Here is a 22,997-nt window from a genome sequence, read left to right as displayed (position 1 = left end):
CCATCAGCCCTGGCCCCCGCCCTGCTGCAGGCGGGCTCGCTCCTCGGGAGACGGACCGTAGACGTCGTCGAGCATCTGGTCGTAGGCGGCATCCGACACACCGGCCGACTTGGCCAACTCCTCCGGGCTGAGGCCGGGGACACCGAGGCTGTGCGAGGTCATCACGTCACGGCCGGCGTCCTTCCAGCCCTGCAGGCTGTTCCGGTAGGCGTGTTCGAAGGACTCCTTGCTGTAGTCGGGGTGAGCCGTCTGCGTCGCGATCTCGCCCCAGCCCTCATGGGCGACCTGCTCCTCCGACGCGTGTGGATCGCCGACGACGGAGTTGAGTGCCACCTTCATGGTGCCCGAGACGTACTGGTCGTTCTCGTAGTACGTCCCCGCGGCCATGCCCGTCTCCTTGGCCAGGGCGTTGCCCTCGTTGACCAGGGAGCGCACCCCCCACTCCCAGCGCTCGCAGAACGAGTGGAAGGTGTCGGTCAGTCCCTCGTGCCCCAGCTCGAGACCGGAGAGTTCCAGCTGGGAGAAGCCCCGCCCCGCCCCGGCGGCAGCGTCCAGGCCGATGGCCTTCAACTCGCCGAGCGCCAGGGTCAGTCCCGCGGCGATCTCGTTGAGGCCGCTGGTCAGGAGGTCGGGCAGGCCGCCTCCGGTGGCACCCGAGCCGTCGTGGCCGACGGGGCGGAGGATTCTGACCATGCCGTCGCCGATCGCCACGCCGCCCTGCGCCGCCGGTTCTCCGCTCATCGCGTCCTCTCCCCGTCGTCAGCGGTGGCGGTCGCGCCACCCGTGAAACCCCGGTCCACCGCGCACGCGTCGGGCACGATTCCGGCCACCGGAGGCAGCAGCAGGGCCCGTTCGGCGCCGTCGGCCGCGTCCAGTGCGACACCGCACACCACGCCGGCCCCCGGTACGGCCACGTCGAGCAGCCGCGCCCCGAGCACCGTCTCGTACGCCCACTCCTCGCCGCCCTCTCCCCGGGCCAGCGCGTACCGGGCCAGTGCGGTTTCGTCGGTGAAGGCGAGGATCCAGCGCACCCCGCCGAAGTCGGCGGTCAGCCAGCCGCCGTCGCGCAGTGGGAGGAGTACCGCGGTGTCGCGGAAGTCCTCCAGTGCGTCGGCGAACTCCCGGCCGCGTGCCTCCGCTTCCGCGTCGAAGGCACCAACAGCTTCCGAATGCGGTGGAGTCGCAAGGAGTAGCTGCTGCGGACCGGCCGCGCGCGCTTCGGCCCCACGGGCGGGATCCGCTCCGGGCGGGCCGGTCGGCTCCTGCGGGGCGGGTGCGGGCCGTACGCCCTGCGGTCGGCGGGTCATCTCCGCGTAGTCGGCCAGTTTGGAGCGTCGTTGGCCAGTGGCCGGATCTCCCCCGAAATCAGTCACCGCGCGATCCTGCCAAGGAAAGGTAAGAGAAAGGTATGAGGGGAGAGGCCGCATCAGCCGCTGCTCGGGGGCCTGTTGACCAGGGCCGTCGCACGACGCGACCCGTCCGGGCGGCTCCGCACGGCCGCTTCCGCTGCGACGCCGCACCGGATCCGCAGCCCTGCCGGGTCGGGTGCGGCGTCGTCGCGCCGCTACCCGTTCGGTGAGACGGCAGACGCCTTCGCGCGCGCCTGAACGGTGTAGCGGACCGACGGTCCAGTGCACGGGCGACTGCACGCTTCAGCCGGCCCGCTTCAGCCCGGCACGCTTCAGCCCGGCACGCTTCAGCCCGGCCCGCGCATCCGACCGCAGGGGCAGCAGATCCGCCATCAGGACTTGCGCGCGATGCCCGCGTAGACGCTGACGTCGTCGTCCGAGACGTCGTTGATGTCGTGGTACCTGATCCGGTCGACGGGGTCGAGGGACTCCAGGTAGTCGGCCGAGGGCGCTTCGAGGACGGGGGCGGACCGGTCGGGGCGCCAGTGGTGCACGGGGACGACGCCCGGGTCGACGGGGCTGAGCCCGTTGTCGGTGAAGAAGCGTTCCACCTTGTCCTTGGACCGCAGCACGAAGGTCAGTCCGCGGTCCTGGAAGGACTTGACGATCCGGGCGGTGTGGTCGGTGAGGTCGTCGGCGAGGTGGCTGAGGACCAGCCAGCTTCCCGACGGCAGCGCGTCCAGCAGCCGGCCGACGAGGTCGTAGGCCTCCTCGTCCGGGATGAAGTGCAGCACGGCGAGCAGGCACAGGGCGACGGGACGGTCGAAGTCCAGGGTCCCGGCCGCCCGTTCCAGGATCATCGGCACGTCGCGGAGGTCGGCGTCGATGTAGTCCGTACGGCCCTCGGGGCCGCTGGTGAGCAGGGCGCGGGCGTGGGCCAGCACGATCGGGTCGTTGTCGACGTACACCACCCGCGACTCGGGGGCGATCCGCTGCGCGAGCTGGTGCACGTTGTCCCGGGTCGGCAGTCCGGCGCCGATGTCGAGGAACTGCCGCACGCCCTCCTCCCGCGCCAGCGTGGTCACCGCGCGCCGCAGGAAGTCCCTGTTGTGACGGGCCGTCAGGAAGGCTCGGGGCTGGTGGGCCAGGGCGGCCGCAGCGGCGGCCCGGTCCACGGGGTAGTTGTCCTTGCCGCCGAGGAAGACGTCGTACACCCGGGCCGGGTGCGCCTTGGTCGTGTCGATCCTCCGGCGCAGTTCGGCGGGGTCGTGGTCGAGGGCGTCACCGGGCATGGGGCGTCTCCTGGAAGAGTCGGGTGGTCGAGCGCGGGCCGGGCCGTGGACCGGTCGGCAGCAACCTAACCCCCCAACCGCCCCCGCGCCGCACGAGGTTGCCCGGACGCGGGCCGCTCGACGGCCGGCGCGGACGGCAGGGGCGGGGTTGCGCGCAGGACTCGCGCGGGTTGCGTGCAGGACTCGCGCGAGGTCCGCGCGGTGTACGGAAAACGCGGAAGGCCGCCCGGTCGGTGAACCGGACGGCCTTCGGGCGCGGACGATCAGGCCTGCGCCGGGAACTCCTTGGGGTTCGGGCCGTACTCGTTGGCGCCGGGCTGGCTGTCCAGGCAGCACAGGACCAGCGGCACGATGAAGCCGACGAACGGGATCAGGACGAACAGGAGCCACACGGCGGAGCGGCCGGTGTCGTGCAGACGACGGAACGACACACCGAGGCCGGGCAGAAAGACACCCAGGGCGTAGATGTAGTAGAGGACCTGGGATCCGATGATCATGCCCAGGATGAACAGCACGACAAGGGCGATCAGGTTGAACAGCGCGAACATCCAGAATTCCTGGCGGCGCGCACGCCCGCTGAACACCACGTACTTCTTGAGTACCTCTACATACCAGTTCATGGGTCCCCCCCACGGTTCGATGTGAGTGCCTGACCGAAGGAATCAGGACAGGCCGAGAACATATTCATGAGGCGAACCCGCGTCAAGATTCTTTAAAGACGCGGTCACGAACGGGGAGGCCTGCCGATCATGGCCGCCGGAGGCTGCCGTTTCACCGCTTTCCGGACAGAACACCCCGAGTCGCATCCGATCCGTCACCGCTCCGAAGACGTTCCGATACGGGTCGTACACCTCCGCGATGCAGAAACGAACCCGAACCGTTGCCGCTCACAGGCGGCGCGCCGCCTCCACCGCCCAGTACGTCAGGATGTTCTGCGCGCCGGCCCGCTTGATGCCGAGCAGGGACTCCATGATCGCCCGGTCCCGGTCGACCCAGCCCTTCTCGGCGGCCGCCTCGATCATCGCGTACTCACCGGAGATCTGGTACGCGGCGACCGGCACGTCCGTGCTCTGCGCGACCTTCGCGAGGACGTCGAGGTAGGGTCCGGCCGGCTTGACCATGACCATGTCGGCGCCCTCCTCCAGGTCGAGGGCCAGTTCCCGCATCGACTCGCGCAGGTTCGCCGGATCCTGCTGGTAGGTCCTGCGGTCGCCCTGCAGGGAGGAGGCGACGGCCTCGCGGAAGGGGCCGTAGAAGGCGGAGGAGTACTTGGCGGTGTAGGCGAGGACGGCGACGTCCTCCCGGCCGATCTGGTCCAGCGCGTCGCGGACCACCCCGATCTGCCCGTCCATCATCCCGCTCGGCCCGAGCACGTGCGCCCCCGCGTCGGCCTGCACCTGCGCCATCTCGGCGTACCGCTCCAGGGTGGCGTCGTTGTCCACCCGGCCCTCGGCGTCCAGGACGCCGCAGTGCCCGTGGTCGGTGCACTCGTCCAGGCACAGGTCGGACATGACGAGCAGGTCGTCACCGACCTCCGCCCGCACGTCCCGCAGCGCGACCTGGAGGATCCCGTCCGGGTCGGTCCCCGGCGTGCCCACCGCGTCCTTCTTCGACTCCTCGGGCACACCGAACAGCATGATCCCCGAGACGCCCGCCTCCACCGCCTCGACGGCCGCCTTGCGCAGGCTGTCGCGGGAGTGCTGCACGACCCCGGGCATCGACCCGATCGGCACCGGCTCGCTCACGCCCTCGCGGACGAACGCGGGCAGGATGAAGTCGGCCGGGCTCAGCCGGGTCTCGGCGACCATGCGCCGCATGACGGGGGTGGTGCGCAGTCGACGCGGACGCGCACCGGGGAAGGAACCGTACTTCGTCATGCCGCCTACGCTACGCCCGCCGCGGCGGCGCCCATGCCGACGCGATGTCGGCCCCGGGCACCGGACGCCATGCCCCGGCCGGCGGCCGCCCCCGGGTGCGTTCCGGCCTCCGCCGGGTCCACGGCCACACGCTGGAAACCGCGGCGGCACAGCCCCCTGCGGACGGCGCCGCGGGCGGCCGGTGGGCCCGCGGTACGGGGTCGCGCCGCGGGCCCACCGCCCGCGGAACCACCCCCTGCCGCGGGCTGCCCGCGCGTCCCGTGCCGGGATCAGGTCGTCGAGCGGCGTCTGCGGGAGCCCGGCCGGCGCTCGCTGGGCCGGGTCACCGGGTCGCCGGCCTCGATCGCGGTGGCCCGCCGCTTGGCGCCGAAGTCGGCCAGTGCCTCCGCGAGCCGGAGCACGGACGGCTCCGGGGCCATCACGTCGACCCGCAGGCCGTGCTCCTCGGCGGTCTTCGCGGTCGCCGGGCCGATGCAGGCGATGACCGTGACGTTGTGCGGCTTGCCCGCGATGCCGACCAGGTTCCGCACCGTGGACGACGAGGTGAACAGCACCGCGTCGAAGCCGCCGCCCTTGATCGCCTCCCGGGTCTCGGCGGGCGGCGGGGAAGCGCGGACGGTGCGGTAGGCCGTGACGTCGTCGACCTCCCAGCCGAGCTCGATGAGCCCGGCGACGAGGGTCTCGGTGGCGATGTCCGCGCGCGGCAGGAACACCCGGTCGATCGGGTCGAAGACCGGGTCGTAGGGGGGCCAGTCCTCCAGCAGGCCGGCCGCCGACTGCTCCCCGCTCGGCACCAGGTCCGGCTTCACGCCGAAGGCGACGAGCGCCTGGGCGGTCTGCTCGCCGACCGCGGCCACCTTGATGCCGGCGAAGGCGCGCGCGTCGAGGCCGTACTCCTCGAACTTCTCCCGCACCGCCTTCACCGCGTTGACGGAGGTGAACGCGATCCACTCGTAGCGGCCCGTCACCAGGCCCTTCACCGCGCGCTCCATCTGCTGCGGGGTGCGGGGCGGCTCCACGGCGATCGTGGGGACCTCGTGCGGTACCGCGCCGTAGGAGCGGAGCTGGTCGGAGAGCGACGCCGCCTGCTCCTTGGTCCGCGGTACGAGGACCTTCCAGCCGAACAGCGGCTTGGACTCGAACCAGGCCAGCTGGTTGCGCCGGGCGGGGGCGGAACGCTCGCCGACCACGGCTATGACGGGCCGGCCGCCCTGCGGGGAGGGCAGCACCTTCGCCTGCTTCAGCGTCTGCGCGATGGTGCCGAGGGTCGCGGTCCAGGTGCGCTGGCGGGTCGTCGTCCCGGCGACGGTGACGGACAGGGGGGTGTCGGGCTTGCGGCCGGCGGAGACCAGTTCGCCCGCCGCGGCGGCCACCGCGTCCAGCGTCGTGGAGACGACCGCCGTGCCGTCCGAGGCGCCCACTTCGGCCCAGCACCGCTCGGTGGCGGTCCGCGCGTCGACGAAGCGCACGTCGGTGCCCTCGGCGTCGCGCAGCGGCACTCCCGCGTAGGCGGGCACGCCGACGGCGGCGGCGATACCGGGGACGACCTCGAAGGGCACGCCCTCGGCGGCGCACGCCAGCATCTCCTCGGCGGCGTACGTGTCCAGCCCGGGATCCCCGGGCACCGCACGGACGACCCGCCTGCCGCCCCGCGCGGCCTCCATGACAAGATGTGCGGCATCCCGCTCGCCCGGGACCGCAGCGGTTTTTGACGTGCCGTCAACGACCGCCAGCTTGGGCGTGCCCGTGCCCGGCGCGGGGTCCGAGGAAGGGTCCGCGTCCGTGTGCACCAGGGCGACGCCCTGCCGGGCGTGCCGACGCACGACGTCGAGGACGTCGTGCTCGGCGACGAGGACGTCCGCGTTCGCCAGCGCCTCCACGGCGCGCAGGGTCAGCAGTCCCGGATCTCCGGGTCCGGCACCGAGGAAGGTGACGTGCCCGTGTTCCGGACCGGCGGGAAGGGTGGTGGGGCTCAATGTGCTCGCTCCCCCATCAGACCGGCCGCGCCCTGGGCGAGCATCTCGGCGGCGAGTTCGCGGCCGAGTGCGACAGCCCCGTCGTGCGTCTCGGGCACGGGACCGGTGGTGGACAGCTGCACCGTGCGGGTGCCGTCGGTGGTGCCGACGACGCCCCGCAGGCGCATTTCCTTGACAGTCTGCCCGCCGGCCCGGGAGTCCCCCCGCTCGAGCGGAGCCGAGAGTGGGGGAAGGTCGGCCAGCGCGCCCACCGGGGCGCTGCAGCCGGCCTCCAGGGCGGCGAGCAGTGACCGCTCGGCGGTCACGGCGGCCCGGGTGAACGGGTCGTCGAGTTCCGCGAGCGCGGCGGCGAGTGCGGTTTCCTCGGCGGTGCGGCCCGCCCTGCACTCGATCGCCAGTGCCCCCTGGCCGGGGGCGGGCAGCACCGTGTCGACCGGCAGGAAGTCGGTGACCTCGTCGATGCGGCCGACCCGGTTCAGTCCGGCGGCGGCCAGCACGACCGCGTCGAGCTCGCCGTCCCGTACGTACCGGATCCGGGTGTCCACGTTGCCGCGGATCGGGACCGTCTCGATGTCCAGTCCGTGGAGCCGGGCGTACGCGTTGAGCTGCGCCATGCGGCGCGGTGCGCCGGTGCCGATGCGCGCGCCGCGCGGCAGGTCGGTGAACTTGCGCGCGTCCCGGGCGACGATCACGTCGCGCGGGTCCTCCCGCTCCGGCACGGCGGCCAGCAGCAGGCCCTCGGGCTGCGCGGTCGGCAGGTCCTTGAGCGAATGAACCGCGAAGTCGACCTCGCCCCTCAGCAGCGCCTCGCGCAGCGCGGTCACGAACACGCCGGTGCCGCCGATCTGCGCGAGCGCCTCGCGGGAGACGTCGCCGTAGGTGGTGACCTCGACCAGCTCGACGGGCCGTCCGGTCACCCGGGTGACGGCCTCGGCGACCTGCCCGGACTGGGCCATGGCGAGCTTGCTCCGCCTGGTCCCGAGCCTCAGGGGCCTTCCCGCGTCGGCGTTCCGCGGAGGCGTTCCGGTCGCCGCCGGCAGTCCGACCGCAGCCGGGCCTTCGGGCCTCGGCTCGCTCGGGCTGCCGGCGCCGACGCGCCTCAGCGGCTCTCGTGGCTCACTCATGCCGGCCCTCGGTTCTTCGCGTTCTTCTGGTTGCCGTCCTCGGCCCTGGAGACGGCGGCGACCGCCTCCTGGTCGAGGTCGAACAGGGTCCTCAGGGCGTCCGCGTACCCGGCGCCGCCGGGTTCGGCCGCGAGCTGCTTGACGCGCACCGTCGGCGCGTGCAGCAGCTTGTCCACGACGCGCTTGACGGTCTGCGCGATCTCCGCCCGATGCTTGTCGTCGAGGCCGGGCAGCCGCCCTTCCAGGCGGGCGATCTCGCCGGCGACCACGTCGGCGGCCATGGTGCGCAGGGCGACCACGGTGGGCGTGATGTGCGCGGCCCGCTGGGCGGCGCCGAAGGCGGCGACCTCGTCGGAGACGATCCGGCGGACCTGGTCCACGTCGGCCGCCATCGGCGCGTCGGCGGAGGCCTCGGCGAGCGACTCGATGTCCACCAGGCGCACCCCGGCCAGCCGGTGGACGGCGGCGTCGATGTCCCGCGGCATGGCCAGGTCGAGGAGGAAGGCGACGGGTTCCGGGCGGGCGGGTCCGGCGAGCGGCTCGGGCCGGCGCCGCTCGGGGATCCGGCCGATGGCGGCCGCGGTCGCGGCGAGCGCGGCGATCAGCTCGCCGTCGGCCTCGGCGCTGCGGCGCGCGGCCTCCCGGGGCTCGACTCCGGTGCCCTTGTCGACCCAGGCGGCGTGTTGTTCCAGCGTCGCGGCGTCCAGGCCGGCCACGGCGGCCTCGCCCAGGACGGAGAACCCCGTGCGCGCGGCGGCCAGGTCGAGCGGGCAGCCGTCCTCGGTGGCGGCGGAGGCGGCCGGCAGCGGCCCGGCGTCCGGGGCGGCCGGGTCCGGGGCGCTCCCGGGGGCGGGGGCGGCGGTGCGGCCCTCGACGGCGGCCGCGACCGCGTCCGCGGTGAGTACGAGCCCGGTCGCTCCGGTGCAGGAGACGGCGATGTCGGCACGTGTCAGCTCGAACGGCACCGACTCCATCGGTACCGCGCGGGCCGCCACGTCCGTGTCCTCGCCGTCGTGGAGGATCTGCGCGAGCCGTTCGGCCCGCTCGGCGGTGCGGTTGGCGACCACGACCTCGGCCACGCCGGCCCGGGCCAGGGTGGCCGCGGCCAGGGAGGACATCGAGCCGGCGCCGATGACGAGGGCCTTCTTGCCGGCGGCCCAGGAGCGGACCTCGCCGCTCTGCGCGAGCTGTTCCAGCCCGAAGGTGACCAGGGACTGGCCGGCCCGGTCGATGCCGGTCTCGGTGTGGGCGCGCTTGCCGACCCGCAGGGCCTGCTGGAAGAGGTCGTTCAGCAGCCGTCCGGCGGTGTGCCGGTCCTGCGCGCGGGCCAGCGACTCCTTGATCTGGCCGAGGATCTGGCCCTCGCCGACGACCATCGAGTCCAGTCCGCAGGCCACCGAGAACAGGTGGTGGACGGCGCGGTCCTCGTAGTGCACGTACAGGTAGGGGGTGAGCTCCTCGAGGCCGACCCCGCTGTGCTGGGCGAGCAGCGTGGACAGTTCGGCGACCCCGGCGTGGAACTTGTCCACGTCGGCGTACAGCTCGATGCGGTTGCAGGTGGCCAGGAGAGCGGCCTCGCCGGCCGGCTCCGCCGCGACGGTGTCCTGGAGCAGCTTGTTCTGGGCGTCCGGGTTCAGCGAGGCCCGCTCCAGCACGCTCACCGGGGCGCTGCGGTGGCTGAGGCCGACGACGAGGAGGCTCATGCCGGCATCACGGCGGGTACGTCCCCGTCCGGGCCCTGGTCGTCGGAGTCGCCGCGGGCGACGGTGGCGGCGGTGGCGGCGGCCGGGGCGGCGCCGTCGGGCACGGCGGCCTCCTCACCGGCCTTGCGCTGCTCGTGGAAGGCGAGGATCTGGAGTTCGATGGACAGGTCGACCTTGCGCACGTCGACGCCGTCCGGGACGCTCAGCACGGTCGGCGCGAAGTTCAGGATCGAGGTGACGCCGGCGGCGACGAGCCGGTCGCAGACCTGCTGGGCGGCCCCGGCCGGTGTCGCGATCACGCCGATCGAGACGCCGTTGTCCCGGATGATCTTCTCCAGGTCGTCGGTGTGCTGCACCGGGATTCCCGCGACGGCCTTGCCGGTGAGCCCGGGGTCGGCGTCTATGAGCGAGGCGACCCGGAAGCCGCGGGAGGCGAATCCGCCGTAGTTGGCGAGTGCGGCACCGAGGTTTCCGATACCGACGATGACAACCGGCCAGTCCTGGGTGAGCCCGAGTTCGCGGGAGATCTGGTAGACGAGATACTCGACGTCGTAGCCGACCCCTCGCGTCCCGTAGGAGCCCAGGTACGAGAAGTCCTTGCGCAGTTTCGCGGAGTTGACCCCCGCCGCGGCCGCCAGTTCCTCGCTGGAGACCGTGGGGACCGATCGCTCGGACAGGGCGGTCAGGGCACGGAGGTACAGCGGAAGCCTGGCGACGGTGGCCTCGGGGATCCCTCGGCTGCGGGTCGCCGGTCGGTGAGTTCGGCCAGTTGCCACGGTGCTCCTGCGGGTAGAGCGGGGCTGCGGGCGGTCGTGCGTCCGCAGACCGCCCCGTCTCTTGCAGGCTATGTCTTTGTGAACGCGTGCACAAAGATGGTGTCCGATTTGCCCGCCCAACGTGACCGGGCTCACGCACCCCTGGCGCATGGCACGGGAACCGTCACAGCAGTACCTGCGTTCACTCCCTCTCCGAGGTACTCCCGGGGACATGACCGCACACACTCCCTGAACGAATCCCGAACGAATACCTGGAAAATCCCGCCACCCGTGGCCGGGCCCCGTCGATCCTAGGCGACTTTCCGGCCACTTTGGACTGCTCGGTCAGTGATCGGCGAAAGCCGGTGAGCGCACTGTCACCACCCGGTCACCGACCGCTGAGCGCCTTGCGCAGGCGCTGCTCGTCCACCCGCCAGAAGGTGTGCTGCTCGCCGTCGATCAGCACCACGGGAATCTGCTCCCAGTAGGCCTCGTGGAGCCGGCTGTCCCGGGTGATGTCCTTCTCCTCCCACGCCACACCGAGCTCGCCGCAGACCTTCTCCACCACGAGTTGTGCGTCATCGCACAAATGGCAGCCGGGCTTGCGGACGAGGGTCACGACACGGTCGGCGGGGGACGGGCGGCGGAAGAGAGGGCTCATGTCGGCCATTCTCCCGCGCGCCGCGCCCGGGGGAGTACGCGAAAGCGCCTGGGAAATACCGGGATGGCGGCGGCCGGCATCACTTCTTTAACGACACGGTCGCGGAGAGTTCACGGCCCGCGAACCTCCCCGCTCCGGAAGTCGCGGACAATCTGGCTATGCTCACGGGCATGGCCGCTCTCGGATGGCTCACCCCCCGTAGGCGCTCCGCCACGGCGCGGAGTGTGTTGGCAGGCGAGGCCTCGGCGGAGGCCGCACGCAAGTCCTCGCAGGAGACCCAGGACCTGGCGGAAGCCCCGGACCTGGCGGAGGCCCCGGACCTGGCGGAGGCCCGGGACCTGGCGGAGGCCCCGGCGGAAGGCGAGCCGGAGTTCCCGGTCCCCGGGGACCAGCTGGCGGCCGCCTTCTTCGACCTCGACAACACCGTCATGCAGGGTGCCGCGCTGTTCCACTTCGGCCGCGGCCTGTACAAGCGGAAGTTCTTCGAGACCCGGGACCTGGCCCGGTTCGCCTGGCAGCAGGCCTGGTTCCGGCTGGCCGGCGTGGAGGACCCCGAGCACATGCAGGAGGCCCGCGACTCGGCCCTGTCGATCGTCAAGGGCCACCGGGTCTCCGAGCTGAAGTCGATCGGCGAGGAGATCTACGACGAGTACATGGCCGAGCGCATCTGGCCCGGCACCCGCGCCCTGGCCCAGGCGCACCTGGACGCGGGCCAGCGGGTGTGGCTGGTCACCGCGGCCCCGGTGGAGATCGCCCAGGTGATCGCCCGGCGACTGGGGCTGACCGGGGCGCTGGGCACGGTCGCCGAGTCGGTCGACGGCGTCTACACGGGCAGGCTGGTCGGCGAGCCCCTGCACGGCCCCGCCAAGGCCGAGGCGGTCCGCGCCCTGGCCGCCGCGGAGAGCCTGGACCTGTCCAGGTGCGCCGCCTACAGCGACTCCCACAACGACATCCCGATGCTCTCCCTCGTCGGCCACCCCTATGCGATCAACCCGGACACCAAGCTCCGCAAGCACGCGCGGGAGCTGGAATGGCGTCTGCGGGACTACCGCACCGGCCGCAAGGCCGCCAAGGTCGGCATCCCGGCCGCGGCGGGCGTGGGGGCGGTGGCCGGCGGGACCGCGGCGGCCATCGCGCTGCACCGCAGGCGCCGGTAGGGCGCGGCGGCGCGGGAGCCCGCGCCGGGGGCCTCCGGTCCGGCGCATCAGGGGTGCCTACCCCGCCGGATCCCGCTCCAGTCCGGCGTTGCGGACCCGACCACAACCGGACCCTCAGCCACCCGAAAAACGAACCGTTTCGATCAGGGGGCGATCACTCTCCGGCACTGAACCCGGCGTCAATCAGTTACGGAAGCGACGCAATCGGCGATTTGAGCAACTCGGTGTAGCAGGGCCTGCACGAAGCGTTATTCTCCTCAGACGCAATCCGGTACCCCTCCGTCGCCACGACGGGTGAAAGGTTCCGCACTGCACGTGATGGAAGCTCTGCCTCTGGGAGTCCCGTGTACCCACACGTCGGGGTTGACGCCTCGGGCCTGGCTACGCTGCGCGCAGCGGTCGCGACGGTCAACAGCATGTTGCGCGGCTTCGTCCCCGCCGCGTACGCCGTCCCCGCCCTCGCCACCTCCGCAGCCACCCCCGCAGGTCCGTGCTACGCGCTCGCCGAGAGCAGCGCCGCGGTCGGCAGACGCGGCCGTTCGACCGGCGCCGCGACCACCCGCCGGCCGGCCGCGGACAGCGACAGCGCCCGGATGATGGACCTCGTGGAGCGCGCCCAGGCCGGCGAGGCCGACGCCTTCGGCCGGCTCTACGACCAGTACAGCGACACCGTGTACCGCTACATCTACTACCGGGTGGGCGGGAAGGCCACCGCCGAGGACCTGACCAGCGAGACCTTCCTGCGGGCGCTCCGCCGGATCAGCACCTTCACCTGGCAGGGCCGCGATTTCGGCGCCTGGCTGGTCACCATCGCGCGCAACCTCGTCGCCGACCACTTCAAGTCGAGCCGTTTCCGCCTCGAGGTGACGACCGGCGAGATGCTGGACGCCAACGAGGTCGAACGTTCGCCCGAGGAATCGGTCCTGGAGTCCCTCTCCAACGCGGCCCTCCTGGAGGCCGTGCGCCGCCTCAACCCGCAGCAGCAGGAGTGCGTGACGCTCCGCTTCCTCCAGGGGCTCTCGGTCGCCGAGACCGCCCGGGTGATGGGCAAGAACGAGGGGGCGATCAAGACGCTCCAGTACCGGGCCGTCCGCACCCTGGCCCGGCTGCTGCCCGACGACGCGCGCTGAGGACCGCCGCGCGCCCTTCCGCCCCCTCACCGTCCCCACCCCGCTCCTGCCCTCGTCCCCCGTCCCTCGTCCCCCGTCCCCCGTCCACCACCAGCGAGACACAACTCACCGTTCGTGAGAATGCGTTGACTTCCCGATCCGATCATCCGCCGTCCGTAACCCAAGTGCCGCGCCGCTCGTTGTGCGGGATGAAGGCTCCCTGTGGTCACGCCATGGCCAACACTGATCCCTCGATCGTGTGGACATGGTCGCGGCGTGCAACCCTCAGGACCCCCTGGGGAGTCGACCGTCATGACGAGAGGAGGTGCCGCCAGTGATCGCGAACGTATCGGCGCACCGGCGGGCGAACGCCTTCGCCCAGGCCCTGGAGGAGCAGTCCGACCAGGGTCCGGCGGCCGAGCAGTCCGAAGGACCGACGCCCGCCCGAGCCACCGCGGAGCAGACCGAGCAGGGGCGTCTCCTGGCCCTCACCGCCGGTCTCGGCGCGCTGCCCAGGCCGGAGTTCGATCCGGAGGTCAAGGTCGTCCAGCGGGCCCAGCTCGTGGCCGCGTTCGAGGCCATGCTGCAGGAGGGCACCGCGGGAGGCGAGGCAGGTCCTTCGGTTCCCGAGCAGCGTTCCGCCCGGAGCCGGGGCACGCACCGGGCGAGCCCGCTGGGCAGGCTGCGCCCCCGCAGTCGGCTCGCCAAGGGCCTCACCGCGGGCGGGCTCAGCGTCGGCGTCGCGGCGAGCGCCTTCGGCGGTGTGGCCGCCGCCAGCTCGGACGCCCTGCCCGGTGACTCGCTCTACGGGCTCAAGCGGGGCATCGAGGACTTCAAGCTCAACTACATGAGCGACAACGACGACGAGCGCGGCCGGAGCTACCTCGACCAGGCGTCGACCCGGCTCGGCGAAGCCCGTCGGCTGATGGAACGCGGCCGCAGCGGGCATCTGGACCACGAGTCCCTCGCCGAGGTCCGCCGCGCCCTGTCCGGCGTGCAGCACGACGCCGCCGAGGGCCACCGGCTGCTGCACGCGGCCTACGAGCGCGATCCGGACTCCCTGGGCCCCATCCAGGCCCTCTCCAGCTTCTCGCGTTCCCACCGGCAGGCCTGGGGCACGCTCCGCGAGAAGCTGCCCGTCCAACTCGGGGACGTCAGTGACGAGGTGTCGTCGGTGTTCGACGCCATAGACGACGAGGTCGCACCGCTGAAGTCCCTGCTCCCGCCGTCCCCGGCCGGGACCCCGGGCGGGGACGTCCGGCAGGGTACGGGTTCCGCTTCCCCCGGCGCATCCGGCACCCGGAGCACGACGGCTCCCGGCACCGCGGAGAGCCCCTCCTCCGCAAGCCGGCCCGGCAGCGGCAGCCCGAGCGCCTCGGCCGACGGCTCCGGCAGTCAGGACGGTCTGCTCGGCGGCAGCACCGGCGGTCTGCTGGACCCGCCGCAGAGTACCGACAGCGCCTCCCCGTCGCCCGGCTCCACACCCGACGATCCGGACGTCACGATCCCGCCGCTGCTGCCCGGGCTGCTGCCCGGCCTCGGTATCGACGGGGACAGCACGGAGTAGGCGGCAGACGGCGGAACGGCGGCTCCCACGGCCCGGACCACCCGCGAGGGCGGCCCGGGCAGCGCCGTGTCCCTGCACCCGGCCGTGTCCCGTCCGCCTGGCCGCGGTGCCGCGGCCAGGCGCGCGGGAGGACGCGGACCGGCGTCAGAAGAACACCGAGCGGCGCTGTACCAGGAGCTTGTACAGCGTGTGCTGGATCTGCTCGCGCACCTGGTCGGTCAGGTTGAACATCAGCATCGGGTCCTCGGCCGCCTCCGGCGGATAGCCGTCCGTCGGGATCGGCTCGCCGAACTGGATGGTCCACTTCGTCGGCAGCGGGAGCGCGCCGAGCGGGCCCAGCCAGGGGAAGGTCGGCGTCAGCGGGAAGTACGGGAACCCCAGCAGCCGGGCCAGGGTCTTGGCGTTGCCGATCATGGGGTAGATCTCCTCGGCCCCGACGATCGAGCAGGGGACGATCGGGGCGCGCTCCCGCAGTGCCGTGGAGACGAAGCCGCCGCGGCCGAAGCGCTGCAGCTTGTAGCGTTCGCCGAACGGCTTGCCGATCCCCTTGAAGCCCTCCGGCATCACCCCGACGAGTTCCCCCTGTGCGAGCAGCCGACCGGCGTCCTCCCCGCAGGCGAGCGTGTGGCCCAGCTTGCGGGCGAGTTCGTTGACCACCGGCAGGACGAAGACGAGGTCGGCGGCGAGCAGCCGCAGATGCCGGCCCGCCGGATGGTGGTCGTGCACGGCGACCTGCATCATCAGCCCGTCCAGCGGCAGCGTCCCGGAGTGGTTGGCGACGAGCAGCGCGCCGCCCTCGGCGGGGATGTTCTCCACGCCCTTCACCTCGACCCGGAAGTACTTCTCGTACATCGGGCGGAGCAGGGACATCAGGACCTGGTCGGTCAGTTCCTCGTCGTAGCCGAAGTCGTCGACCTCGTAGTCCCCGGTCAGGCGGCGCCGCAGGAACGCCAGCCCGCCCGCGATCCGCCGCTCCAGCCCGCCCTCCCCGTCCTCCTCCCGCGGCCGCCGCGGCGGCTGCCCGTCACGGGCCACGGGGGCGTCCTGCACCGCGGCAGCCGGGGCGGGCCCCGGCCCTCCCTCGCCCGGATCGGCGGCCTCGGGCACCTCGCGCACCTCACGCACCGGTACCGGCTCGCCGTTCCGGCGTCGGCCCGCCGCGCTGCGGCGGCGCGGGGGGCGCTGCCCGGCGCTCCCGCGGGACCTGTCGTCGTCGAACGGAATGACCTTGGCGTCCGCCATCGTTGATGCGCTCCTCAGTTGGCGCTCTGGGTCGGGGTGCGGCCGCCGCCCAGCGCGGGCAGCGCGGAGATCCGGTCCACGGCCCCCGCAAGGGCCTGCGGGGGCAGGAGTCCGGGGCCCCGACTGCGCACGAAGTCCGCGAACGTCTCCTCGGTCGTGTACTTCGGTCTGAACCCCAGTGTCTCGCGCATCTGCGTGGTGTCCACGACCCGGCCGTGGGTCAGCAGCCGGATCTGTTCGGGCGCGAAGTCCGTCATGCCGAGCCTGCGCACCAGGGAGCCCGCCCAGGTGACCGCGGGCAGCAGCAGCGGCACGGTGGGCCGCCCGAGCCGTCGGGAGCACTGCGAGAGCAGCAGGACCCCGTCGCCGGCGATGTTGAAGGTGCCGCTGTTCAGCGTGCCCCGCTCGGGTTCGTGCGAGCCGACCCGCAGCACCTCCATCACATCGTCCTCGTGCACGAACTGCAGCCGGGGGTCGTAGCCGAACGCGGTCGGCAGGACGGGCAGCGTGAAGTACGAGACGAGCGGGGTGTCGGCGCTGGGCCCGAGGATGTTGGCGAACCGCAGTACGCACACGGCGACGTCGGGACGGCGGCGGGCGAAACCCCGCACGTACCCCTCGACCTCCACCGTGTCCTTGGCGTACCCGCCGCTGGGCAGCGACTTGGCCGGGGTGGTCTCGGTGAACACGGCCGGATCGCGCGGCGCGGAACCGTAGACGTTGGTACTGGACTTCACCACCAGCCGCTTCACCGTCGGCGACTTCTGGCAGGCGCCGAGGAGCTGCATGGTGCCGATGACGTTCGTCTCCTTCACCGTCGTGCGGCTGCCGCTGCCCAGCGCGGTGGCGGTGACGTCCATGTGCACGACCGTGTCGGCCGCCGCCTCGGCCAGCACCCGCGCGATGGTGGGCTGGCGGATGTCGGCGCGGACGAACTCGGCGCCGCCCAGGTGGTGCTCCGGTGCGACGGCGTCCACCGCGATCACCCGGTCCACCTGGGGGTCTCGCTGGATGCGCCGGACGAACCGGCCGCCCAGCGGACGGGCCACTCCGGTGACGAGCACGACCCTTCCCAAGATCAGCGCCTTTCTTCCGAGACCTGCCGGTCGTCGTACCCGGCCCGCGTTCCCCCGTGCGGCCAACTTAGCGGTTCGACGTTGCGCTGTGATGACCGTGCGGTGCCCGACGTCACCGGAAGTGACGAGAAACGGCCGTGCGGCGGACACGACTGCGGCCTCCCACCGGATTCGGTGGGAGGCCGCAGTGTCGCGCCTTCGCCGTTCGGCCGGCGTCGCGCTACTTCTTGTTGCGACGCTGGACGCGCGTGCGCTTCAGCAGCTTGCGGTGCTTCTTCTTGGCCATCCGCTTGCGCCGCTTCTTGATAACAGAGCCCACGACTACCCTCGCTCACTTCTCATCACTCGGTGTTTGGGCGCCATGGGCCCATACGACCTACGAGGGGCCAGCCTACCCGCCCGAGCGCTGAGGTCGTAATCGAGGTCGGCCGGGGAGATCGGGAGTGCCCTGTTCTGATCGTGACCTCCCCGGACCGTCCGTCCGTCTCAGGCCGTTTCCACCCCCACGTAGCTCTCGCGGAGGTACTCGTGCACCGCTTGCTCCGGGACGCGGAACGACCGCCCCACCCGGATCGCGGGCAGATGACCGCTGTGCACCAGGCGGTACACGGTCATCTTCGACACTCGCATCACCGAGGCGACTTCCGCCACGGTAAGGAACTGCACCTCGTTCAGAGGCCTTTCGCCAGCTGCAGCCATGACACACCTGAACCTTCCGCACTCGACGGCCACCGGCTTCCCCTTCCGGTGACTCTTCGTCGTTGCGTGCTCACTCCCCAATGTAGGGGCGGGTGATGCGAGTGGGGAAGAGGTGCACCCATCGGCGGCCTACTGTGACAGACACGCTCGTTTGAGTACGTAGCGGGTCAACGGCAGGTAGTAACCGGCCCGCACGCCGTCGTCAAGCGGCACGACGACCGACACGACTCCCTCCGCCTCCCCCACGAACGGCGCCGGGTCGTCGGTGTCGGCCAGCCCGATGGCCTCGAACCCGAGCTGACCTGCCCCGCAGACCCACCCGTGGTCCCCGACGACCAGCTCCGGCAGCGGGCCGCCGGCGTCCGCCGCCGCGGCCAGCGCGGTGCGGACGGGCAGCGGCGAGTGGGTGTGCGCCCCGGTCGCACCACCGGAGCGCAGCCCTTCGGGCTCCCGCGCCAGCGCGACTCCCCGTACGTAGGCGAGGTGGTGCGTACGTAGACCGAACCGGGTCGTTATGTCGACACGACGACCCTCAGCCGGGGTGAGGACGGTACATCCCGCCGCCGACAGGCCGTCCGCCAACCCGGCGTAGAAGTGGAGCAGCCGATCCGGATGGCCGGTGCCGAACAGGACCGGGGCACCCCGCCGGGCGGCGGCGGCGAGCCGCCCGGCGAAGGCGTCCAGCGCGGCCAGGGTCCGCTCCGGATCGATCACGTCCGGGCCGGAGAGGTGCCGTGGATCGGCCGAGACCCCGCACTTGTCCGCCATCAGACCGAGCAGGTCGCGCATCGTCCAGGACCGCTCCGGATCGAGTCCGATCAGCGCTCGGGGGTCCCGGGCCGCGAACAGCCGGTAGCTGCGCAGGCTCTTCTCCCGGGAGGTCGCCACCACTCCGGCGAGCCGGGCGGCGAGAAGATGGGCGCGCAGGTCCGCGGTGTTCGGCACGGGTGCGATGGTGGCGGACGCCGCTCGGGGGCACCGGCGGAACGCGGGGAAGACCGCACGGTCGGCGTAACGCGGCGGCGCACCGGGCGCGCCCGGCCACCGCGATCGGCCACCGCTCCCGACGCCGCTCCCGCGGCACCGCCGCCGCGGAGGCACTGCCCGGGGTCCCCGCGGGACCTCTCCCACAGGGCCGGGACGGCACGGCCCGACGGGACCTGTCCGGCGGCGAAGCAGCGAGAGGACGCCGCGCCGGGGGCGGAGGCCGGACGGGCGCCGGAAGGCGGGCAGGCCGGGAAGCGGGCGGGCGGCCACCGCGACGCGGGGAGCGGGCCGGTGGCCGGCGGGAAGGGGCGCGGAGGGCGCGCTACGGCAGCAGGCCGTGCAGCGGGAACACGGCCCGCCGGGTGGCCAGCACCGCCTGGTCGAGGCGGTCGGCGGGGTCGTAGCCCGCGTCCCAGGCCGCCCAGTCCACCGGAGACCGGCCGTCCGTCATCCTCCCCGGCGCCAGTTGCCTCGTACGGGCGTACACCTGGCGCCGCCACTCCTCCGGGATCAGCGTCTCCGGCTCGATCGGGCGGCCCGCGGCGATGCCCACCAGGTGCGTCCACGAGCGGGGCACGACGTCCACCACCGCGTACCCGCCGCCGCCCAGCGCGACCCAGCGGCCGTCGGCGTACTCGTGCGCCAGGTCGCGGCACGCGGACTGCACGGCCCGCTGCGCGTCCAGCGACACCGCCAGGTGCGCGAGCGGGTCCTCGAAGTGCGTGTCCGCACCGTGCTGCGTCACCAGCACCTGGGGCCGGAACGCGGACAGCAGCTCCGGCACCACCGCGTGGAAGGCCCGCAGCCAGCCCGCGTCCCCGGTCCCCGCCGGCAGCGGCAGGTTCACCGCGGACCCCGCCGCGTTCTCGGCTCCCGTCTCCTCCGGCCAGCCGGTCTGCGGGAAGAGGGTGCGGGGGTGCTCGTGCAGCGAGACCGTCAGTACGCGCGGATCCTCCCAGAAGGCCGCCTGCACGCCGTCCCCGTGGTGCACGTCGACGTCCACGTACGCCACCCGCTCGGCGCCCAGTTCCAGCAGCCGCGCGATCGCCAGCGCCGCGTCGTTGTAGACGCAGAACCCGGACGCCGCCGCCGGCATCGCGTGGTGCAGCCCGCCCGCGAAGTTCACCGCGTGCGGCGCCTCCCCGCGCCACACCGCCTCCGCCGCGCCCACCGACAGCCCGGCGATCAGGGCGGAGACCTCGTGCATCCCGGCGAAGGCGGGATCGTCGAGCGTCCCCAGCCCGTACGATCCGTCGGCACTCCCCGGATCCGCGGACGCGGCCTTCACCGCCTCGATGTAGTCCTCCCGGTGGACCAGCCGCAGCGTCGACTCCCCCGCCGGTTTCGCCGCCACGACGTCCATGTCCTTGGCGAGCCCGAAGGCGTCGACGAGTTGCCTGGTCAGGGCCAGCCGGACCGGATCCATCGGATGCTCCGGACCGAAGTCATAGCCCGTTACTGCCTCGTCCCACATCAGCTGTGCGCGGCCGCTCATGCCCGCCACCGTATCTGGCGGCCTCCGGTGCGAACGACCGGGCGTACCCCAGTGTCACCAGCACCAACGCCATGGGCACGAGCATCGCCCCGCGGTAGCTCCAGGCGTCGCCGAGCGCGCCCACCAGCGGGGAGCCGACGAGGAAGCCCACGTAGTTGAAGACGTTGAGCCGCGCGACGGCCGCGTCCGAGGCCTCGGGGAACAACCGCCCGGCCGCCGCGAACGTCTGCGGCACCAGCACGCACAGACCGATCCCGAGCAGCGTGAACCCGAGCATCCCCACCCAGGCGCCGGGGGCGACCGCGACCACCGCGAAACCGAGGGCCGCCACCACCGCCCCGCCCCGTACGACGGCCACGGCCCCGAACCGCCGCACCCCGAGGTCGCCGATGGCCCGCCCCAGCAGCGTCGTCACCATGTACACGTTGTACGGGACCGTCGCCAGTTGCTCCGAACTGCCCAGCACGTCCTGGAGGTACTTCGCGCTCCAGTTGGAGACGGTGGAGTCCCCGATGTACGCGAACGTCATCACCAGGCACAGCGGCAGCAGCAGGCGGAAGGCCACGGCGCCCGCCGCGCCCCGCTGCGGTTCCGCGGCCGGCACCGCGGCGTCCCCGTCGACGTACCAGCGGCTGCCCGTCAGTGCCGCCGGCAGCAGCACCGCCACGACCGGGAGGTAGGAAACGTACAGCGGAAGATGCCAGTGCGCTCCCACCCAGGCCAGCGAGGCCCCGGCGATGCCGCCCAGACTGTAGGCGGCGTGGAAGCTGAGCATGATGCTGCGCCCGTAGCTGCGCTGGAGGCTCACCCCGAGCATGTTCATCGAGGCGTCGAGCGCACCGACGGCCAACCCGAACGCGGCCAGGGCCGCGGCCAGTCCGGCCAGCCGGCCGCCCGCCCCCACGCCGAGCAGGGCGAGCAGCACCACCGGCTGCGACCAGCGCAGCAGCCGGCTCGGCCGGACCCGCCGCACCAGCCGCTCCGTGGTGACGCTGCCGACGCCGGCGAGGATCGGGACGGCGGCCAGGAACGCGGGCAGCAGCGCGTCGGAGACGCCGTAGCGGTCCTGGATCGCCGGGATGCGCGTGACGAGCAGCGCGAAGGTGACGCCCTGGGTGAAGAAGCTGAACGCCAGCGAGGCCCTGCCGCGCCGCAGCACATCGGTCATGGCGGCGAGCGTAGGGCCCGGGCGTACCGGTGGGTAGATCCGGTCGAAGATGAATTTCCCTCAACTTCACCCCGGGGAGCCGCTCCCGGGTGGAGGAGCGGTCGCCTCCGGGGTGGAGGAGGGCCGGGTCTACGCGGTGGCGGCGACCGGCGCCGACCGCGCCGCGGTGCCCTCGCCCGCACGCTGCGGGACCTCGACGGCGGTGGCGGTGTCCCGGCCGCTGTCCGACTGCGGGGTGCCGGTGCCCGCGGCCCTGGCCTCGCTGATCACCATGCGCATGATCGGCCCGGCGCCGATGGCACCGCCCACCACGAACCCGAGGCCCATGGCGACGGCGAGGATGACGTTGCCGAACCACACCATGGTGTCCACCGGCAGGGTGTACGCCCCGACGACCCGGGCCACGCACTCGGCGAGCAGGACCACGCCCCACACCAGGGAGAACGTGCGCTCGGCCCGGCGGAACCGCGGGGACTCGGCCTGCAGCCGCGTCCAGGCCGCCTCACGCGCCTCGTCGCCCTTGACCACCCACGGCTTCATGCCGGCGGTCATCATCGGCTTCCCGAGGGCCACCGAGACGATTACGCCGAGGCCGATCACGCTGCTGACCCCGCTGTCCTTGGCGAGCATCAGCCGCGGGTCCCCGGCGACGAAGCTGAGCAGCAGCGTCACGATGTTCACGAAGAGGATGAGCGCGGCCATGCCGTTGACCTCGCGGCTCCGCAGCACCCCCCATGCGGTGCGCGCGGCGGGCACGACGCTGCTGAGCCCGAGCGCCATCAGCGTGCTGGTGCCGAAGCCGTCCTTGAGCAGGTAGTAGGCCCCCATGGGAACCGCGACGTCGATGAGCAGCGGCGCGAGGTTCCTGAACTTCCTGTTCGTCGTCATGTGCCAAGCTTCGCGCCGGGCACCGTTCCGCCGGTAGAAACGATCGTCCGGGCCTCACCGTGACAAATGTCAGTACGGGGCCGGTGCTCGGCGTCAGAGCAGCAGGTCGGGGAGCTCCGTCATGGAGCCGAAGAGCGCGTTCGCTCCGGCGAGCCGGGCGGGCGGCGTCATCGCGGTGAAGCCGAGCACGTCCATGCCGGCCGCCACGGCCGCCTGCACGCCGAGGGGGCTGTCCTCCACGACCACGCAACGCTCCGCCGCGACGCCCGACTTCTCGGCCGCGTAGAGGAACAGGTCGGGGTCGGGCTTGCCCCGGCCGACGTCCTGCGAGCTGAACACCCGGGACTCGTCGAACCAGCGGGTGAGGCCGGTCGTGCGGTGCCCGACCCGGATCCGCTCATGGCTTCCGGACGAGGCCACGCAGTACGGCACGCCCTCGGCGGCCAGGCGCCCGAGAACGTCGGCGACTCCGGGGACCGGCTGCAGGTCGCGTGCGAACGCGGCGAACACCCGGGTGTGGAAGACGTCGTCGAAGTCCTCCGGAAGCCGCTTCCCGCTGTTCTCCAGGACGAGTTCGTGGACCCGGTGCATGGCGGAGCCCATGTAGTCGCGCAGCGAGTCCTCGTAGGACGTGGGGTGCCCGAGTTCGGTGAGGTAGCCGGCGAGAAGCCGGTTGGAGATCGGTTCGCTGTCGACGAGCACGCCGTCGTTGTCGAAGATGACCAGGTCGTAGCGCATCCTCCGAGCCTAAGGGCTGTCGGGAGGCTGGTCTCCGAGTCGTGGACGACCGGAATCCGCACGCCCGGGGCGTGCGGCTCGGGAGCCGAGGCGGAGTAGTCAGCGTGCAGAAATGCAGAGAGCCCCGTACCGGT

22 protein-coding genes are annotated in these 22,997 nt (G+C 72.5%); 3 read left to right on the top strand and 19 right to left on the bottom strand.

Going from position 1 to position 22,997, the window contains the following annotated elements; genetic code table 11:
• Nucleotides 1–3: 3 nt before the first annotated feature.
• From ACL02U_RS29755 to ACL02U_RS29710, 10 genes are all read right to left on the bottom strand, one after another.
• A complete protein-coding gene (locus ACL02U_RS29755) occupies nt 4–741 on the bottom strand; it encodes a hypothetical protein (RefSeq protein WP_412794085.1) in 738 nt (245 codons plus the stop codon).
• On the bottom strand, nt 738–1,373 hold the full coding sequence (locus tag ACL02U_RS29750; protein ID WP_412794084.1) for a hypothetical protein: 636 nt from the start codon (nt 1,371–1,373) through the stop codon (nt 738–740). The genes ACL02U_RS29755 and ACL02U_RS29750 overlap by 4 nt, the downstream gene beginning before the upstream one ends.
• A 368-nt stretch (nt 1,374–1,741) precedes the next feature.
• Nucleotides 1,742–2,641, bottom strand: coding sequence for an SAM-dependent methyltransferase (locus tag ACL02U_RS29745; RefSeq protein ID WP_412794083.1), 900 nt, complete (start codon nt 2,639–2,641; stop codon nt 1,742–1,744).
• Nucleotides 2,642–2,904: 263 nt separating this feature from the next.
• Nucleotides 2,905–3,261 (bottom strand): DUF805 domain-containing protein, encoded by a 357-nt coding sequence (locus ACL02U_RS29740; RefSeq protein ID WP_412794082.1) that lies wholly within the window; start codon nt 3,259–3,261, stop codon nt 2,905–2,907.
• 267 nt (nt 3,262–3,528) lie between these two features.
• Entirely contained in the window at nt 3,529–4,518 is a 990-nt protein-coding gene (hemB, locus tag ACL02U_RS29735; protein ID WP_412794081.1) for a porphobilinogen synthase, read from the bottom strand.
• A gap of 269 nt (nt 4,519–4,787) precedes the next feature.
• Complete coding sequence (locus ACL02U_RS29730) at nt 4,788–6,494, bottom strand: uroporphyrinogen-III synthase (RefSeq protein ID WP_412794080.1); 1,707 nt, start codon at nt 6,492–6,494, stop codon at nt 4,788–4,790.
• Nucleotides 6,491–7,483, bottom strand: a complete 993-nt coding sequence (gene hemC / locus ACL02U_RS29725) for a hydroxymethylbilane synthase (protein WP_412794092.1) — start codon at nt 7,481–7,483, stop codon at nt 6,491–6,493. The genes ACL02U_RS29730 and hemC overlap by 4 nt, the downstream gene beginning before the upstream one ends.
• A gap of 131 nt (nt 7,484–7,614) precedes the next feature.
• On the bottom strand, nt 7,615–9,321 hold the full coding sequence (locus tag ACL02U_RS29720; RefSeq protein WP_412794079.1) for a glutamyl-tRNA reductase: 1,707 nt from the start codon (nt 9,319–9,321) through the stop codon (nt 7,615–7,617).
• Nucleotides 9,318–10,097: a redox-sensing transcriptional repressor Rex gene (locus tag ACL02U_RS29715; protein WP_412794078.1), complete on the bottom strand. Its 780-nt coding sequence runs from the start codon at nt 10,095–10,097 to the stop codon at nt 9,318–9,320. The genes ACL02U_RS29720 and ACL02U_RS29715 overlap by 4 nt, the downstream gene beginning before the upstream one ends.
• A gap of 367 nt (nt 10,098–10,464) precedes the next feature.
• Nucleotides 10,465–10,746: a glutaredoxin family protein gene (locus ACL02U_RS29710; protein ID WP_412794077.1), complete on the bottom strand. Its 282-nt coding sequence runs from the start codon at nt 10,744–10,746 to the stop codon at nt 10,465–10,467.
• Nucleotides 10,747–10,907: 161 nt separating this feature from the next.
• Between ACL02U_RS29710 and ACL02U_RS29705 the strand changes: the two genes are divergently transcribed.
• The 3 genes from ACL02U_RS29705 to ACL02U_RS29695 all read left to right on the top strand — a co-directional run bounded on the left by ACL02U_RS29705 (nt 10,908) and on the right by ACL02U_RS29695 (nt 14,570).
• Complete coding sequence (locus ACL02U_RS29705) at nt 10,908–11,894, top strand: HAD family hydrolase (protein WP_412794076.1); 987 nt, start codon at nt 10,908–10,910, stop codon at nt 11,892–11,894.
• Between the two features lie 344 nt (nt 11,895–12,238).
• A complete protein-coding gene (locus ACL02U_RS29700) occupies nt 12,239–13,024 on the top strand; it encodes an ECF subfamily RNA polymerase sigma factor, BldN family (protein ID WP_412794075.1) in 786 nt (261 codons plus the stop codon).
• Nucleotides 13,025–13,337: 313 nt separating this feature from the next.
• Nucleotides 13,338–14,570: a DUF5667 domain-containing protein gene (locus ACL02U_RS29695; RefSeq protein WP_412794074.1), complete on the top strand. Its 1,233-nt coding sequence runs from the start codon at nt 13,338–13,340 to the stop codon at nt 14,568–14,570.
• A 144-nt stretch (nt 14,571–14,714) separates the two neighbouring features.
• Here ACL02U_RS29695 and ACL02U_RS29690 read toward each other — a convergent pair whose 3' ends face one another.
• The 9 genes from ACL02U_RS29690 to ACL02U_RS29650 all read right to left on the bottom strand — a co-directional run bounded on the left by ACL02U_RS29690 (nt 14,715) and on the right by ACL02U_RS29650 (nt 22,863).
• Nucleotides 14,715–15,812 (bottom strand): lysophospholipid acyltransferase family protein, encoded by a 1,098-nt coding sequence (locus ACL02U_RS29690; protein ID WP_412794073.1) that lies wholly within the window; start codon nt 15,810–15,812, stop codon nt 14,715–14,717.
• A gap of 14 nt (nt 15,813–15,826) precedes the next feature.
• On the bottom strand, nt 15,827–16,888 hold the full coding sequence (locus ACL02U_RS29685; RefSeq protein ID WP_412794072.1) for an NAD-dependent epimerase/dehydratase family protein: 1,062 nt from the start codon (nt 16,886–16,888) through the stop codon (nt 15,827–15,829).
• A gap of 220 nt (nt 16,889–17,108) precedes the next feature.
• Nucleotides 17,109–17,207, bottom strand: coding sequence for a 30S ribosomal protein bS22 (locus ACL02U_RS29680; RefSeq protein ID WP_003948845.1), 99 nt, complete (start codon nt 17,205–17,207; stop codon nt 17,109–17,111).
• Nucleotides 17,208–17,374: 167 nt separating this feature from the next.
• A complete protein-coding gene (locus ACL02U_RS29675; protein WP_004984898.1) occupies nt 17,375–17,587 on the bottom strand; it encodes a helix-turn-helix domain-containing protein in 213 nt (70 codons plus the stop codon).
• A gap of 129 nt (nt 17,588–17,716) precedes the next feature.
• Nucleotides 17,717–18,532, bottom strand: a complete 816-nt coding sequence (locus ACL02U_RS29670) for a phosphatase (protein WP_412794071.1) — start codon at nt 18,530–18,532, stop codon at nt 17,717–17,719.
• A gap of 364 nt (nt 18,533–18,896) precedes the next feature.
• Nucleotides 18,897–20,069 (bottom strand): acetoin utilization protein AcuC, encoded by a 1,173-nt coding sequence (locus ACL02U_RS29665; RefSeq protein ID WP_412794070.1) that lies wholly within the window; start codon nt 20,067–20,069, stop codon nt 18,897–18,899.
• The gene (locus ACL02U_RS29660; protein WP_412794069.1) at nt 20,020–21,237 is read right to left on the bottom strand and encodes an MFS transporter; all 1,218 of its coding nucleotides are present in this window, start codon (nt 21,235–21,237) and stop codon (nt 20,020–20,022) included. Before ACL02U_RS29660 ends, ACL02U_RS29665 begins: the two co-directional genes overlap by 50 nt.
• A 129-nt stretch (nt 21,238–21,366) precedes the next feature.
• The gene (locus ACL02U_RS29655) at nt 21,367–22,125 is read right to left on the bottom strand and encodes a VC0807 family protein (protein WP_412794068.1); all 759 of its coding nucleotides are present in this window, start codon (nt 22,123–22,125) and stop codon (nt 21,367–21,369) included.
• A 93-nt stretch (nt 22,126–22,218) separates the two neighbouring features.
• Entirely contained in the window at nt 22,219–22,863 is a 645-nt protein-coding gene (locus ACL02U_RS29650) for an HAD family hydrolase (RefSeq protein WP_412794067.1), read from the bottom strand.
• Nucleotides 22,864–22,997: the final 134 nt, after the last annotated feature.

The organism is Streptomyces sp. MS06 (assembly GCF_047200655.1).
In the GTDB taxonomy this organism is placed as follows: Bacteria; Actinomycetota; Actinomycetes; order Streptomycetales; family Streptomycetaceae; genus Streptomyces.
This window is presented reverse-complemented; position numbering and strand designations above follow the sequence as displayed.

Excerpts from the sequence above, each read along its gene's own strand:
- ACL02U_RS29755 (WP_412794085.1), bottom strand. The coding sequence starts at position 741 with ATGAGCGGAGAACCGGCGGCGCAGGGCGGCGTGGCGATCGGCGACGGC.
- ACL02U_RS29745 (WP_412794083.1), bottom strand. The coding sequence starts at position 2,641 with ATGCCCGGTGACGCCCTCGACCACGACCCCGCCGAACTGCGCCGGAGG.
- ACL02U_RS29740 (WP_412794082.1), bottom strand. The coding sequence starts at position 3,261 with ATGAACTGGTATGTAGAGGTACTCAAGAAGTACGTGGTGTTCAGCGGG.
- hemB (WP_412794081.1), bottom strand. The coding sequence starts at position 4,518 with ATGACGAAGTACGGTTCCTTCCCCGGTGCGCGTCCGCGTCGACTGCGC.
- ACL02U_RS29720 (WP_412794079.1), bottom strand. The coding sequence starts at position 9,321 with ATGAGCCTCCTCGTCGTCGGCCTCAGCCACCGCAGCGCCCCGGTGAGC.
- ACL02U_RS29710 (WP_412794077.1), bottom strand. The coding sequence starts at position 10,746 with ATGGCCGACATGAGCCCTCTCTTCCGCCGCCCGTCCCCCGCCGACCGT.
- ACL02U_RS29705 (WP_412794076.1), top strand. The coding sequence starts at position 10,908 with ATGGCCGCTCTCGGATGGCTCACCCCCCGTAGGCGCTCCGCCACGGCG.
- ACL02U_RS29690 (WP_412794073.1), bottom strand. The coding sequence starts at position 15,812 with ATGGCGGACGCCAAGGTCATTCCGTTCGACGACGACAGGTCCCGCGGG.
- ACL02U_RS29675 (WP_004984898.1), bottom strand. The coding sequence starts at position 17,587 with ATGGCTGCAGCTGGCGAAAGGCCTCTGAACGAGGTGCAGTTCCTTACC.
- ACL02U_RS29665 (WP_412794070.1), bottom strand. The coding sequence starts at position 20,069 with ATGAGCGGCCGCGCACAGCTGATGTGGGACGAGGCAGTAACGGGCTAT.
- ACL02U_RS29660 (WP_412794069.1), bottom strand. The coding sequence starts at position 21,237 with ATGACCGATGTGCTGCGGCGCGGCAGGGCCTCGCTGGCGTTCAGCTTC.
- ACL02U_RS29655 (WP_412794068.1), bottom strand. The coding sequence starts at position 22,125 with ATGACGACGAACAGGAAGTTCAGGAACCTCGCGCCGCTGCTCATCGAC.
- ACL02U_RS29650 (WP_412794067.1), bottom strand. The coding sequence starts at position 22,863 with ATGCGCTACGACCTGGTCATCTTCGACAACGACGGCGTGCTCGTCGAC.